Here is a 14,116-nt window from a genome sequence, read left to right on the forward strand (position 1 = left end):
GACGACAATAAGCGCTGGGCAAGCGAACTGCGATGCCCTTTACGACATTTGTGCGGACGTTGCCTCCAGCCAGTCATTTTGCCGGTACCATTTGGTGATGATATGTTTCACCCCGCGCGTGACCGGCGTGCCGGTGTGCAATGTTTTGTAATTAAGCGTCCCGTCGGGTTTTGCATTGTTCCACATCAGCATCATGCCGGCCTGAGGACGAATGCCAAGGCCAAGATGCGGAAATTCGGTCGCGCCGCCCTCTTTGGGTTCGTTTAAGAAAATCATTGCGGTCCAACTGCGCTGGCCGCCCCCTGGGCCTTCATGTGCCCAATAGCTTTGGCTTGGGTGGAAAAAATCGTGATGCGCCTTAAACTCTTGGCCGACCTGATAGCGCTGCCCCTGCATGGTTTCGGCATAATTATTATCTATACCCAAAACATCGCTCATCCGGGCCTCAACCTTGGCGATGAATGGATCCCATCGGTTGAGATGGCAACTGTAACTGGTGCGAAAACCCTGTTGCTCCGTACCTTTGTATAAGGTGGAGGGCACGGCATCCGCATCAATTTTCGCAATCAATGTTTTGCAGTCTTTGGCGCTCAAAAAGCCCTGATACAGATATAATTGCGCGTCTTCATGGTCGACCTGCTGTACCAGCGGATTGGCGTTCAATCTTTTGGTCACATGCGCGCCGATCCGCGCCAGCTTGGCGGGATCATTATTGGGGTCAAATTCTGTTGCGGGCGTATCTGTCTGCATAAGATCACCGAATCACGGAATGATGCGCCCTCTTACCATGACCCACTCCGCCTTTTCGAGGGTGCTAATATTGGTCAGCGGATTTTCATTCACTGCGACCAGATCCGCGGAATAGCCAATGGCAATGCGGCCGATTTCATTTTCTAGCCCAAGCGTTTTGGCGGCCACTGTGGTGGCGCTGGCCAATGCTTCGGTTGGGGTCATGCCTGCGTTGACCAATAAGGCAAATTCGCTGCCATTGCGGCCATGTTCAAATACGCCCGCGTCGGTACCAAAGGCGACGGTGACACCCATTGCCTTGGCGCGCCGAACCTGACGGCCAGCGGCCTCAACGGCTTGCTTGGCCTTGACCTCAACCGTGGGGGTGTAAATGCCCTTGCCCAGTCGGGCGCGCACGCCCTCTAGCGCCATCAAAGTTGGAACCAAGGCAGTGCCCTTGGCTTTCATCACCTTCAACGCTGCCTCATCGGCAAATGTGCCATGTTCGATGGAATCAATGCCTGCTGCGGATGCCGCTTCAATACCGCGGGCACCATGGGCATGCGCCATGACCTTTAGGCCAAGCGAATGGGCGGTGTTGGTGATGGACAGCATTTCCTCGCTGGTAAAATGTGCCTCCAGACCGCGGCCCTGTTGCGACAAAACGCCGCCGGTTGCCGTTATTTTGATGACATCTGCACCCGCGCGCGACGATTTGCGCACTTTTTCGGCGCATTCTACGGGGCCTGTGCAGGTGTAGCCCGATTCCAGCGTGGCAATGACGTCATTGCGGAAACCGGACACATCGCCATGGCCGCCGACGATGGACAAAGCTGGGCCAGCCGCGATGATACGCGGGCCAATGATGCGCCCTTCTGCGGTGCCACGGCGCAAGACAAAAGCGGTATTTTGCGCAGAGCCCGCCTCACGCACAGTCGTAAAGCCAGCCTTGACCGTCAACGCGGCGTTCTTCACGCCCATGACCACGCCCCATTCATCAGGGTTCACCGCTTCGTCGCGAAAATCATCGCCGGGATCGCCAGTTAAATGAACATGAAGGTCAATGAGGCCGGGGACCAAGGTCTTGGTCGACAGGTCAACGACGCTGTCTGCTTGAAACGGGTTGTTGATGCCTTTGGCGATGTCTTTAATCCGCCCATCTTCGACCAAGATGACGGCAGGCCCAGTGGGGCCGGTTGCGGCATCGGGGATGAGATTGCCAACGATGATGGCTTGCGTCGCGGCGGACGCGGGCGCGGCCAATGACAAAGCGGCGCTTGCAAATAATAGGCAACGTAACATCAAAAACTCTCCCCCACTGATGGGCGCGAGTTTGGTCAGCTTGGGCCAAGGTTACAAGTAAAAAAGCCCGGACGCGGATGTCCGGGCCATTTCGTTTTTACGTGCTTACCAGAAAAAAGCGGGAATGACGTCAACCACACGGCCATTGCGCACATCGACCAAAAGGACATCGTCATAATAACGCACCCAACGGTAGCTGCCATAGGCGGCGGGCAGGCGATACTGCCAAGGGTCATTGATCCAAAAGCGCGGACCAAAATAAGCCGAACCTAAAGAAAAACCGATGGAGATGCGGCTATATTTACGGTCACGATAGGGGGCGTAATAGCGGCCGGGACGGTAATAATTTCTGTTCTGCTCGCGATATTTGCGCCAATTATAGCGGCCGTCATTGCGCCAATTGTCGCTCCAGCGGCCCATTTGATTGCGGTCTAGCCGGCCGTCACGGTTCCGGTCGTAGCGACGGTCAATGCGTTCATCGTCATTGCGGTCAAAGCGGCGATCCAGCCGGCCATCACGGTTCCGATCCCAATTCCGGTCCAGATTGCCATCGCGATTGCGGTCCCAGCGGCGGTCGAGGTTACCATCACGATTGCGATCATAATATCGGCCGACCTGACGCGCTTCGCGGCGTTCGGTGGGCACACTAGCGCGCTGGGGTTCGGCGCGACTTTTGACTTCCTCTGCTGGTGTAGGCTCTTGCCAGGACTGCAAGCGCCGCTGCATGCTTTGCTGCCGCGCGGCCCGACGTTCGGCGCGTTGTTCAGGCATAGGGTTGGCGCGGGCCTCTTGCCGTTCGGCACGCCGTTCCTCGCGCTGAAAATCCGCGACACCGTCAACCATCATGTCGGCGCGAACGGGTGCGGACGGGGCCGCATAGGCCGCGATAGGCGCAAGCGCGGTCGCGGTTGCCAAAGTCATGAGTATATATTTTTTCATGGCAGGTCTCCATGGCAGAGGCACTATGCGACTGCGTTGGACCCCGTCTGAACCGATTCTGCTGAAGCGAAGCTGAACCATGTATTCACGTTCATGAAAGGAAGCATTTTGATGAACGAAGGGGTTAGCGGATTTTGTTAAACGGAATATCCATGACGGGGAACTGCTCCCATCCCGTAAAATCAAAATGCCACCATTCGTTGGATAGGCCGACAAAACCTTCGGCTTCCAGATAGCCTGCCAAGCGCGCACGGTTGGCAATGGCCGCCGCAGAAGAGCCCATATAATCACGGTGCGCTTTTTCCGAAAAATCATCAAACTCGGTTGGCATTTCGACAAGCTGTCCGGTTTGCAGATCATGCAAGGTCAGGTCAACGGCGCAGCCCCGATTATGTTTCGACCCGCGTTTGGGGTTGGCGACATATTCTTTTTTCGGGCCAATCGGCGTTGCATCCCACAGCTTTTTGGTAATGCGCCAAGGGCGATAGGCATCGTAAATGGTCAGGCCAAAGCCATCGGCCAAAGCTGCCTTGCTGGCGCGGGCGACGGCCAAAGCTGCTGGAGCTGCCAAAAAGGCGCGGGCTTCGTCATATAATATTCGGCCGGTAAAATTGTTGGCGGTCGCATAGCGCATATCGAGCCGGATCATGGGATCGAGCTTGATCAGCTCTAACAGCCGCTTCGGATCATCGGGTGTGAGCGCGGCGGCCTTGTCCGCGGGAATGAAAAACACATCCCGGTCGGGACCGACAGGCGCACAACCGACGAGCGGCAGGGCCGCCAGCCCAAAGGCCACCTCACGGCGCGAAAAGATTATTCCGCGTCCTTCGCCAGCCATTCTTCAAGCCATTTGATGGTGTAATTGCCGTTCTGGAAATCCGGCTCTTCCAACAATCGTTGATGCAACGGAATGGTGGTCTTCATACCCTCAATCACAAATTCGCCCAGCGCACGGCGCAAGCGCATCAAGCACCCTTCGCGTGTCTGGCCATAGACAATAAGCTTGGCAATCATGCTGTCATAATATGGCGGGACTTTATAGCCATGATAGAGGCCACTATCGACGCGAACATACAGGCCGCCGGGAGGGTGATACCAGCTGACGGTGCCCGGTGACGGCATGAAGGTGCGCGGGTCTTCGGCGTTGATCCGGCATTCCACCGCATGGCCCGTGAAGGTAACCTCTTCTTGCTTAAACGAAAGCGGCTTGCCTTCGGCCACACGTATTTGTTCGCGCACAAGGTCAATGCCCGTAATCATTTCGGTGACAGGATGTTCGACCTGCAACCGTGTGTTCATTTCGATGAAATAAAATTCACCATTTTCCCACAAAAATTCGATAGTGCCTGCGCCGCGATAGCCCATATCGGCCATTGCCTTGGCGCATATATTGCCCATGCGATCCCGCTCGGCCGTTGCCAGCACAGGGGAGGGCGCTTCTTCCAACACCTTTTGGTGGCGCCGCTGCAAGGAGCAATCGCGCTCGCCAAGGTGGACGGCATGGCCATTGCCATCGCCGAAGACCTGAAATTCGATATGGCGCGGGTTGCCGAGATATTTTTCCAGATAGACCGTCGCGTCGCCAAAGGCGGCTTTCGCTTCGGACCCTGCTTGCTGCATCTGGGTTTCCAGCTCTTCTTCGCTGTTCACGACCTTCATGCCGCGCCCGCCGCCGCCAGAGGCGGCCTTGATGATAACCGGATAGCCAATGTCGCGCGCTATGGCTTTGGCTTCTTCGACATCCTCAATCGCGCCGTCGGAGCCGGGGACGAGTGGCAAGCCCAACGCGCCTGCGGTCCGCTTCGCCTCGACCTTATCGCCCATTGTGCGGATATGTTCGGGCTTGGGGCCAATCCATGTGATGCCATGGCTTTCGACGATTTCGGCAAATTGTGCGTTTTCGGACAAGAAACCATAGCCGGGGTGGATCGCATCGGCATGACTGATTTCAGCGGCGGAAATAATCGCAGGAATGTTCAAATAGCTGTCGGTCGCAGAAGGTGGCCCGATGCAAATGGCCTCATCCGCCAACCGCACATGCATGGCGTCGGCGTCTGCGGTCGAATGTACCGCGACCGTCTTGATCCCCATTTCATGCGCCGCACGGTGAATACGCAGCGCAATTTCGCCACGGTTGGCGATAAGGATTTTTTCAATGGCCATGTTTACGCAATCACCAACAAGGGTTGGTCAAATTCAACCGGCTGGCCGCTTTCGACCAAGATTTCGGTAACTGTGCCGGATGTGGCGGCGACAATCGGGTTCATGACCTTCATCGCTTCGATAATCAAAACGGTGTCGCCTGCCTTCACTTGTTGGCCCACGCTGACAAAAGGTGCGGCATCGGGCTCAGGCGTCAGATAGGCCGTGCCGACCATCGGTGACTTCATGGCGTTGGCGGAAACGGCAGGGGCGCTTGGCGCGGCTGCGGCGGCAACTGGTGCGGCAGCTGGGGCCGCGGCGGGCGCTGCCATCATCGGCGCGGCAACAGCGGTCATATTGCGGGATACGCGGATTTTGCGTTCGCCGTCCTCAACCTCAATCTCGCTGAGACCCGTGTCGTTCAGCATCGCCGCCAGTTCGCGAACAAGGTCCGTGTCGACCTGCATGCTGCCAGTGGTTCCTGTCTTTGCCGCCATGTAAAACTCCTTGGCCCCTAAATTACTTTGGAGCGCCTAATGTCAAAGTTGTAACGCTACGTCCAGCGCCAGTTCGTACGACTTTGCGCCATGCCCCGCAAACACCGCTTTTGCGGCCATGCCAACATAACTCAAATGCCGGAAATCTTCCCGTTGATGCGGGTCGGATAAATGCACTTCAAACACCGGAACAGTAATCGCCTTGATCGCGTCTAAGATTGCGATGGATGTGTGGGTATAGCCTGCGGCGTTCAGCAACACCGCCTTTGCACCAACGGCTTGCGCTTCATGCAGCCAATCGATCAAATGGCCTTCATGGTTGGACTGCCGAAAATCAATGACGGCCCCTGCGGCGCGCGCGCGGTCGTCCAAATGGCCGGCGATATCGTCTAGCGTATCTGTACCGTAAATTTCGGGCTCTCTTGTGCCCAGCAAATTGAGATTTGGTCCATTTAGAACAAAGATTACCGGCTGGTTAGCCAAAGTATATTCCCCAGATAATGTCAAAGCAGCGGTTGCGCACACTGCCCGCCCGTCACTATATGCAAGTGAATAAAAATTGCGAGATGAAATGACTTCTACCCTGTCCTCCGATACTATCTCCCTGACGCTCAATGGTGATCTGCGCCGTTTTCGTAGCCATGCCACCGTGGCCGATCTGGTCCGCGATATTGGCCTTGATCCGGCAAAGGTCGCGGTGGAACGTAATTTGGAGATAGTCTCGCGCTCCACCTTGGAAGACGTGGTCTTGGTAGATGGTGACCGTTTGGAAATCGTCCATTTTGTCGGCGGCGGACAGGACAGCACCCCTAATGATAGCTGGTCCGTGGCCGGACGCACGTTTCATTCGCGGCTGATTGTCGGGACGGGCAAATATAAGGATTTCGAACAAAACGCCGCCGCGCTTGTGGCGTCGGGTGCGGAAATTATCACCGTGGCCGTGCGACGCGTCAATGTGTCGGACCCCAAGGCACCGATGCTGACCGATTATATTGACCCTAAAAAATACACCTATCTGCCCAACACCGCCGGATGCTTCACCGCCGATGATGCAATCCGCACTCTGCGGTTGGCGCGCGAAGCTGGCGGCTGGGATTTGGTCAAGCTGGAGGTATTGGGCGAAGCGAAGACGCTCTATCCCGATATGCGCGAAACGTTAAAAGCGACCGAGGTTTTGGCCAAGGAAGGTTTCCTGCCGATGGTCTATTGCGTCGATGACCCCATTGCCGCCAAGCAATTGGAAGATGCAGGCGCCGTGGCCGTGATGCCGTTGGGGGCGCCGATTGGTTCGGGGCTTGGCATCCAAAACCGCGTGACGATCCGCTTAATTGTGGAAGGCGCAAAGGTTCCGGTTCTGGTTGATGCGGGCGTGGGTACGGCGTCCGATGCGGCAGTTGCAATGGAATTGGGCTGCGAAGGCGTGTTGATGAACACCGCGATTGCCGAGGCCAAAAATCCTATCGCCATGGCAACGGCAATGAAATTGGCGGTCCAGTCAGGCCGGATGGCCTATATGGCGGGCCGAATGGGTAGGCGTATGTATGCGGACCCCTCTAGCCCGCTTGCGGGATTGATTTAAAAGCATAAATTTATCGACCAAATGACCAAATAGGGCGTTGGTCGACCAATTTGGTGCGTTCGCGGTGACTTTGGTCGAACCGTCGACTGTCTTTGCGCTTTATCGAAACTGTCATGCATAGGTAACACAGTCGGTGTATCTATCTGTGCGTAGGCGGGCTTCTTTTCATGCTCCCCAGCTTCGGATGTTGGTCCGCCTGCAACCCTCTCCCCCCTTTGGCGGACTGCGCAATGCAGCGGCCAATTTGAAAGGTATATTTATGGCTACCCCCAAGCACATGATGTTATCGTTAACCCTTGCCTCTGCCGTGTTGGTCACCACGCCTGCCATGGCCACTGCAAAAACGCAGGAAGTGCGTCACGCCGATCTGGATCTTTCGTCGGCAGAAGGCCGCACACGGCTCGACACGCGAATTCGGCAGGCCGTGAAGCAAGTATGCGGCGCCCCACGCGGATGGACATTGGCCGAACGCCAAGACCAACAGAATTGCGAAGCCGCCGCATATCGTAAAGTGGGACCAATGCGGGAACGCATTGTCGCTGCCTATCTGGAAAAACGTGGGCTGGCTTTCGATAGCCGAGCAAGCGTCGCTACGAACTGATTAGAACCGAACCATGAAACCTCGGCAGACCGCTGCCGAGGTTTTTTATTTGCCCGCAAGCCGTTTGACGTCGGCGAGATATTTCCGCCCGATGCGCATCGCCTGATCCTCACCCAGCAAAGCGTGCCAGACTCCGCCACCTTCATGTCGAAGGCCCGTGATGAGATCGCGCCGCACAATATGGCTGCGGTGTATGCGCTGAAATTGTTCGGGGTCCAATCTTTGTTCCAGCGCTGAAATCGTCTGGTGCAGCAAATAGCTGCGGCCATTGGTATGCAGCCGCATATAATCCCGCTCGGCTTCAATCCGTTCAATGTCCATCGCCGCGACCCGAATAAGCTCCGCGCGGTGGGACACCCAAAATTCATGCGCGTATCGGCTATGCGTTTTTGCCGAAGTTTCGGGCACAGCCGCCTCAGCCTCAGGCGCACCAGATGCGCGGGTGATCGCACGGCCAAGACGCTCGCTCGACACAGGTTTCAGCACATAGTCGACGACGTCGAGGTCAAAGGCCTCAACCGCGAAATTATCATAAGCGGTAATCAGGATGATGGCAGGCTTTTTGGGCATTAACCCTAAGGCGCGGGCGGCGTTGATGCCGTCCATTTTGGGCATGCCAATATCGAGAAAAATCAAGTCCGGCGTCAATGTCTGGGCAATACGCAGCGCCTCCACGCCATCATTTGCCGTGCCGACGATTTCAATCATCGGATGATCCGCGCTCAATATTTGTAAGCGCTCAATCGCCAGCGGCTCGTCGTCAACAATCAACGTCCGCAACCGCTTCATGCTTTCATCCTCCGGCTCAGTGGCAAGGTCAGCATGGCTACAAAACCGCCGCCCGCAATCGCCTGCGCATCCAAGCGCGCCGCCGATTTATAGCGTGCTTCCAATCGGTCGCGGACATTGGCTAAGCCAATTCCGTTTCCGCCAACATCGTCTGCATCGACGGCTTCACCATCATCGCGCACGCTGAGGATAAGAACATTGCCTTCGGCCTTGGCGCTGATGGACAATTCTACGGGGCGGGTGGTGCGCGAGACACCATATTTAATGGCGTTTTCGACCAAAGGTTGCAGGATCAATGCGGGCACATGCTGGCCCATCAAGGCGTCTGGAATGTCGATTTTGACACGCAGCCTTTTGGGATAGCGCACGCTCTCAATGTCGAGATAAAGCCGCTGGAGTTCGACTTCTTCGGCAAGGGTGACATCTTCCAGCGGGTCGGACGACAGGCTATTGCGATAAAAATTGGACAGATTCTGGATCATCGCTTCGGCCTCTTTGGGCTTTCCAGTCATGACGAGGCTGGACAGCGAATTGAGCGTATTGAACAGGAAATGCGGATTGACCTGATAGCGTAAGGACCGCAGCTCAGCATCTTGGGCTGCTTGCGCAAAGCGGGAGGTTTTACGTTCGGCCTCGCGCACTTCACGCGCATAGCCAATGGCAACGTAGAGCGAACCCCATGCGATCAGGAAAAAATAATGCGTCACTGAAATATCGGCAATTTCCTGCCAAAAGGACAGGCCCAGTTGCGCTTTCAAATCTTCAACCGAGCGGCCAATGCTGGGGTCTTTAAACAGGCTGATAGGGTCATACAGGTTGAAGATATAGAAATTGGCAGATGCTAATATCATGGCGCACGGAATGGCACCCAAAAAGGTCAGACTGACCCGAAAGCTCAGCGATCGGCGGTCGGCCATACGTAAACCGACATAGAGCAGCCAAGTTACCAGCACGCCGACCAAGGCCACTATCAAGCGCCGTTCGAACAAGATTGCTTGCGCAGGAAAGTCCAGCAATGCGGCGCGCAGCGACAAGATCAACGCATAAAAGGCCCAAAAGCCCATTATCGTAAGCAATGCCATCTGATGGCCAATGAGCGGATGCGGGGATTTAGCTCTCTCCATATCCTTTCATACCGCATTTTGCGTGGCGTGCACCATGCGCATCGTTTCTCGTCGAACGCTTCGCCAAGTTCGTCGAATGTTTATCTTTGGCTTAAGGCCTGTCCCTAGGCTTCTTTGCGCCGATAGCGGAAATACCAGACCTCGTGTCCAAGGCGGCGTGCTTTCGCTTCATAGCGTGTTTCTGGCCAACCACCGGGGCGGTTCTGGAAATCGGATGCGTTGTTACACAACCAGTCAAATTGCTGCCGATGGCGTTGCATAATCATCAGCGCGTGGCGGACATAAATGGGATGGTCGGTGCCAAAGCGGAATTCCCCGCCGGGTTTCAATTTTGCCGCAATCAAATCGACAGGGCCGTCATTCATCATCCGGCGCTTTACATGGCGCGCCTTTGGCCAAGGGTCGGGATGCAGCAGATAGACGAAGGACAATGACCCATCGGGCACGCGGCGCAACATTTCCAGCGCATCACCCATATGCAGGCGGACATTGTGCAGGCCGCCTTCGCGGATATGCGATAGCGCTTGGGCAACGCCGTTCAGAAACGGCTCGCAACCAATAAATCCGTGATCGGGCAAAAGGTCGGCGCGGAAGGCCATATGCTCGCCGCCGCCAAAGCCGATTTCGAAATGCATCGCGCGGTCGTCACCGAACAGCTCTCTGCTCCCCAGCGGCCCTTCGTCCGGCACGGAAATCTGTGGCAGAAGATTATCGACCAAGTCATTCTGCTCGGAACGCAGCTTTTTGCCCTTTGAACGGCCATAGAGGCGGTTCAGTGTCGTTGGATCACCGATTTTGTTCGCAGTCATGCGGGTGGCGGCTAAACTTTCGGCCGCCACCCTGCAAGTTGAATTACGCCAAAGCCGCTTTCAAATCGTCGACCAAGTCGGTGCGTTCCCATGGGAAGAAGTCGCCTTCGGGCTTACGACCGAAATGACCATAAGCCGCGGTCTTGCGATAAATCGGCTTGTTCAGGCCCAGATGCGTGCGAATAGCGCGCGGCGTGAGGCCGCCCAGTTTCGCGATGCCTATGATCGCCGCTTCAATCTGATCATCGCCGACCGTGCCGGTGCGGTGCGTATCGACATAAAGTGACAAAGGCTTTGATACTCCAATGGCATAAGCAAGTTGAATAGTGCAGCGTGTGGCGAGACCAGCGGCAACGATATTCTTCGCCAAATAACGCGTGATGTATGCGGCAGAACGGTCAACCTTCGTAGGATCCTTGCCCGAAAACGCGCCGCCGCCATGCGGAGCTGCGCCGCCATAAGTGTCGACAATGATTTTGCGGCCAGTCAGGCCAGCATCGCCATCAGGCCCGCCGATTTCAAAGCTGCCCGTTGGGTTGATGTGATATTCGGTTTCGGTCAGCAGGCTTGCCGGCAAAATATCAGCGACAACGCTCTTCACATATGCATGAAGCTGCGCCTCTTTCTCGCCTTGGTCATAACCCGGCGCGTGCTGTGTGGACACAACGATAGCGGTCGCGGCCTCTGGCTTGCCTTCGCTGTTGTAGCGCAAGGTGACTTGGCTTTTGGCATCGGGCTCAAGGAAAGGCGCTGCGCCCGAATGACGGTCGGCGGCCATGCGCTCCAGGATCTTGTGGCTGTAATCCAGCGTCGCTGGCATCAGGTCAGGTGTTTCGGTGGAGGCATAACCGAACATGATGCCTTGGTCGCCAGCGCCTTCGTCCTTATCGCCCGAGGCGTCTACGCCCTGTGCAATATGGGCAGACTGGCCATGTAGGTTATTTTCGAAACGCAGGGTTTCCCAATGAAAACCATTTTGTGCGTAGCCGATTTCCTTAACGGTGCGGCGTACGGTGGCTTCAATCTCTGCCTTGGCGCCTTCGGCCCATTGACCATTTTCATACACGCCTTTGCAGCGAATTTCACCCGCGAGCACAACCAATTGCGTCGTGGTCAATGTTTCGCACGCGATGCGCGCTTCGGGGTCTTTGGATAAAAACAGGTCGACGATGGCGTCGGAAATCTGGTCCGAAACCTTATCAGGATGTCCTTCGGACACGGATTCGGACGTGAAGAGGTAATTTGAGCGCATGGTTTTTCCAGTCTATTACTGTGTCTGCGTATAAAGAATTCTTTATATCGTGAAGTGCCCTTAGCCTTAAGCGCGACGGTGGGCAAGCGGTAACAACGTCAGCAAGACAAGCACGCCCGCCAGAGCCAGCGGAATGATATTTCCAAATTGCGCGAAGAGGGTCGGTGCTTTGGCGCGCGGCAAAAACGCATCTATGCGGCCATCTGTGCCCAAAGGCAGGCTCTGCAATATCCGGCCATCGGCGTCGATTATCGCGCTTATCCCCGTGGGTGTGGACCGGATGACGGGCAAGCCTTCCTCAATAGCGCGCAGCCGGGCCTGCGCCAAATGCTGCGGCGGGCCAATCGTGCCGAACCATGCGTCGTTGGATGGGTTGAAGATGAAATCGGGCCGGTTTTTACGGTCCACCGTCTGGCCGGAGAAAATCATTTCATAACAAATTTGCATGCCAATTTTTACTGGCTTGCCGTCAACCGTCACGGTCATAGTCCGCGCGCCGGGGCCAGGCCAGAAATCGAGGCTGCCCGGCACCAATCGCGCCAATCCAAGCGGTTTCAGTAACCAAGGCAAAGGCAAATATTCGCCATAAGGCACCAAATGCGCTTTGTCATAATGGCCAAGTATCCGGCCATATGCGTCCATCATGGCGACGCTGTTGCGTGCGGCGACCAATGCACCTTTTTCAAAAATAAGGCGGTTTGCACCGGTCACCAGCACATCTTCATCGGCCATTAACGTGGTGAGCCGCGCACGCGCGCCAGCGGCGCTCTCCCCCGGCTGCCCGTAATAATAACGATAAGGATATCCGTCCTCCAGATAGTCCGGAATGGCGGCCTCCGGCCACAGGATCAGGCGCGGTGCTTGGGCGGGCAAGGGGCGGCTGTGCATTGCCAGCTTGGCGAAATTCAACGCGTCATAGCCGGGCGCATATTTGTCGGCTTGGGAGATATTGGGTTGGACCACGGTGATGGCGGTTCGCGCGCTGAGTGACGGCTCCGTCACATATATTTTGGCCGACGACACAATGGCCACGCCGACAATCGCCGCCAAAACAAATCCGCTTTTCCAACGCCGACTGCCGAGCAGCGCCATCGCACCGCTGACCAAGATCATCAGACCCCCAACGCCGTAGGTCCCGATTGTCGGAAGCCAAAGATCAAACCAGTGCGAAACAAAGCCGACCGCGAGCGGGTTCCAGACATAGCCGGTGAACACCCAACTGCGGAGCCATTCAGTGAGGATCCAAAGGCCCGCAAAGGCCAAGATGAGCGGGAGTTTTTTACCAGAAGCTTCCGCAACGCCACCTTCGTCTGCACGAGATTGACCCACAATTTTCGTTGAGAAACCGCGCAACCAATAAGCGCCACTGGCTGCCAAGGCGGGATACACCGCCAAATAGAGCGCAAGCCCCACCACCGCGATATAGCCAAGCCAAATCGGCATCGCCGCTTGAAAGGTAAATGCGACCGCAATCCATTGATTGCCAAAGGTGAAATGCCCGACCCCGAAAAGCCAGCCAATCGCAAAAGCACGCTTTGTATTTTGGGCATGCGCGATCAGGTGGATTAGCAACGCAAAACAAGCGAGCGTTAGCGGCCACAGCCCCCAAGGCGCAAAGCCGTAGGCCGACAGGGCGCCAGCGCCGATAGCGAACCAGCGCGGAAAACGATGAAGCAGGGCGGAGATTTTCTGCACATCCCGCCTTTGCCGCCCCAATGTGACAAATGCAATCGGACAAAGAAGGTCTTGAGCCTAAGTCGCGATGGACGAGGCAGCCAAAGCAGAGTTTCAGCAGCCAAGTGAACTTGCGCGGATTAACGATTGTCCAGTGCAAATGACGGCGGAGCTTGCTAGTGCCGACAGCATCAACAATCCCTTGCCCAAGCCGGTGATATCAAAATGCACTTACGTCCGTTCCATTTGGCCTTTCCCGTCCACGACCTTGCCGAAGCACGGCATTTTTACGGCGCTGTCATGGGCTGCGCCGAAGGGCGTTCATCCGACCAATGGATTGATTTCAACTTTTTCGGGCATCAGCTTGTCGCGCATTTGGATCCATCTGCGCGCAGTGTATCGACGCATAATCCCGTCGATGGGCATGACGTGCCCGTCCCACATTTCGGCGTTGTTTTGGACATGGACCAATGGGAGGCATTGGCCGAGCGCGTGAAGGCGGCGGGCATCCGCTTCGGCATCGAACCACATATCCGGTTCAAGGGGCAAGTGGGCGAACAAGCCACGATGTTCTTTTATGACCCAAGCGGCAATGCGTTGGAGTTCAAAGCCTTTGCCGATGATGCGAATTTGTTTGCGCGCTGACGCTTGCTTTTTAGCGCTTTAGGCGACAGCGCAA

General features: G+C 56.1%; 15 protein-coding genes. 3 read left to right on the forward strand and 12 right to left on the reverse strand.

The window, feature by feature from the left end; genetic code table 11:
• Positions 1–39: 39 nt before the first annotated feature.
• The 7 genes from D7D48_RS01725 to D7D48_RS01755 form a co-directional block, all read right to left on the reverse strand.
• On the reverse strand, positions 40–750 hold the full coding sequence (locus tag D7D48_RS01725; RefSeq protein ID WP_125229656.1) for a prolyl hydroxylase family protein: 711 nt from the start codon (positions 748–750) through the stop codon (positions 40–42).
• 12 nt (positions 751–762) lie between these two features.
• The gene (locus tag D7D48_RS01730; protein WP_125230833.1) at positions 763–2,031 is read right to left on the reverse strand and encodes a metal-dependent hydrolase family protein; all 1,269 of its coding nucleotides are present in this window, start codon (positions 2,029–2,031) and stop codon (positions 763–765) included.
• 105 nt (positions 2,032–2,136) lie between these two features.
• On the reverse strand, positions 2,137–2,970 hold the full coding sequence (locus D7D48_RS01735; protein WP_185739751.1) for an RcnB family protein: 834 nt from the start codon (positions 2,968–2,970) through the stop codon (positions 2,137–2,139).
• A gap of 124 nt (positions 2,971–3,094) precedes the next feature.
• Complete coding sequence (locus tag D7D48_RS01740; RefSeq protein WP_125229658.1) at positions 3,095–3,808, reverse strand: M15 family metallopeptidase; 714 nt, start codon at positions 3,806–3,808, stop codon at positions 3,095–3,097.
• Entirely contained in the window at positions 3,784–5,133 is a 1,350-nt protein-coding gene (gene accC, locus D7D48_RS01745; RefSeq protein WP_125229659.1) for an acetyl-CoA carboxylase biotin carboxylase subunit, read from the reverse strand. The genes D7D48_RS01740 and accC overlap by 25 nt, the downstream gene beginning before the upstream one ends.
• 2 nt (positions 5,134–5,135) lie before the next feature.
• Entirely contained in the window at positions 5,136–5,609 is a 474-nt protein-coding gene (gene accB, locus D7D48_RS01750; protein WP_125229660.1) for an acetyl-CoA carboxylase biotin carboxyl carrier protein, read from the reverse strand.
• A gap of 42 nt (positions 5,610–5,651) precedes the next feature.
• Positions 5,652–6,092, reverse strand: coding sequence for a type II 3-dehydroquinate dehydratase (locus D7D48_RS01755; protein ID WP_125229661.1), 441 nt, complete (start codon positions 6,090–6,092; stop codon positions 5,652–5,654).
• Between the two features lie 88 nt (positions 6,093–6,180).
• Between D7D48_RS01755 and thiS the strand changes: the two genes are divergently transcribed.
• Both thiS and D7D48_RS01765 read left to right on the forward strand, forming a co-directional pair.
• Positions 6,181–7,188 carry a sulfur carrier protein ThiS gene (gene thiS, locus D7D48_RS01760; RefSeq protein ID WP_125229662.1) on the forward strand — a complete coding sequence of 336 codons (1,008 nt, stop codon included), beginning with the start codon at positions 6,181–6,183 and terminating at the stop codon, positions 7,186–7,188.
• Positions 7,189–7,447: 259 nt separating this feature from the next.
• Positions 7,448–7,789 (forward strand): UrcA family protein, encoded by a 342-nt coding sequence (locus D7D48_RS01765; protein WP_185739752.1) that lies wholly within the window; start codon positions 7,448–7,450, stop codon positions 7,787–7,789.
• A 45-nt stretch (positions 7,790–7,834) separates the two neighbouring features.
• Here D7D48_RS01765 and D7D48_RS01770 read toward each other — a convergent pair whose 3' ends face one another.
• The 5 genes from D7D48_RS01770 to lnt all read right to left on the reverse strand — a co-directional run bounded on the left by D7D48_RS01770 (position 7,835) and on the right by lnt (position 13,458).
• Complete coding sequence (locus tag D7D48_RS01770; protein ID WP_125229664.1) at positions 7,835–8,578, reverse strand: LytR/AlgR family response regulator transcription factor; 744 nt, start codon at positions 8,576–8,578, stop codon at positions 7,835–7,837.
• On the reverse strand, positions 8,575–9,660 hold the full coding sequence (locus tag D7D48_RS01775; RefSeq protein WP_245964299.1) for a sensor histidine kinase: 1,086 nt from the start codon (positions 9,658–9,660) through the stop codon (positions 8,575–8,577). The genes D7D48_RS01770 and D7D48_RS01775 overlap by 4 nt, the downstream gene beginning before the upstream one ends.
• 146 nt (positions 9,661–9,806) lie before the next feature.
• On the reverse strand, positions 9,807–10,511 hold the full coding sequence (trmB, locus tag D7D48_RS01780; protein WP_125229666.1) for a tRNA (guanine(46)-N(7))-methyltransferase TrmB: 705 nt from the start codon (positions 10,509–10,511) through the stop codon (positions 9,807–9,809).
• A gap of 43 nt (positions 10,512–10,554) precedes the next feature.
• Positions 10,555–11,763: a methionine adenosyltransferase gene (gene metK, locus D7D48_RS01785; RefSeq protein ID WP_125229667.1), complete on the reverse strand. Its 1,209-nt coding sequence runs from the start codon at positions 11,761–11,763 to the stop codon at positions 10,555–10,557.
• Between the two features lie 66 nt (positions 11,764–11,829).
• Positions 11,830–13,458, reverse strand: coding sequence for an apolipoprotein N-acyltransferase (lnt, locus tag D7D48_RS01790; RefSeq protein ID WP_245964300.1), 1,629 nt, complete (start codon positions 13,456–13,458; stop codon positions 11,830–11,832).
• A gap of 204 nt (positions 13,459–13,662) precedes the next feature.
• Here lnt and D7D48_RS01795 point away from each other — a divergent pair, with 204 nt between their 5' ends.
• Positions 13,663–14,082 carry a VOC family protein gene (locus D7D48_RS01795; RefSeq protein WP_125229668.1) on the forward strand — a complete coding sequence of 140 codons (420 nt, stop codon included), beginning with the start codon at positions 13,663–13,665 and terminating at the stop codon, positions 14,080–14,082.
• Positions 14,083–14,116: the final 34 nt, after the last annotated feature.

The sequence above is a fragment of the Sphingorhabdus wooponensis genome, assembly GCF_003933235.1.
Classification (GTDB): domain Bacteria; phylum Pseudomonadota; class Alphaproteobacteria; order Sphingomonadales; family Sphingomonadaceae; genus Sphingorhabdus_B; species Sphingorhabdus_B wooponensis.